The organism is Ciceribacter ferrooxidans, from assembly GCF_004137355.1.
Taxonomy (GTDB): Bacteria; Pseudomonadota; Alphaproteobacteria; order Rhizobiales; family Rhizobiaceae; genus Allorhizobium; species Allorhizobium ferrooxidans.
This window is the reverse complement of sequence record NZ_SDVB01000272.1, coordinates 1-253: the sequence shown is the minus strand read 5'-3', so window position 1 is coordinate 253 and position 253 is coordinate 1. Positions and strand designations below refer to the sequence as shown.

Here is a 253-nt window from a genome sequence, read left to right as displayed (position 1 = left end):
TGCCTGCTGGCGATGTTCGGGGCGGTGATCGTTATAGTGTCTTTCAACGTGCTGCGCGAATCGGTCGAATACGGCAGCACGGCGCAGACGCCGTGGGCGACGCCGCTGATCTGGCCGCAAAGCCTTTGGTACGCGGGCTTCGTGCTATTCGTGCTGCTCGCGCTCCGCTATGCGCTGCGGGCGACCCGGCTGCTGTTCACTGGTCGCTTCGTTGAGCTCAACGTCGAATTCCATCCGAAGAGTGCGAAGGAGG

Annotated in this window: 1 pseudogene; it reads left to right on the top strand. The window is 62.5% G+C overall.

Features of this window, described 5'->3' with window-relative positions:
• Nucleotides 1-253, top strand: a pseudogene (locus EUU22_RS25355) (TRAP transporter small permease); the annotation flags it as partial.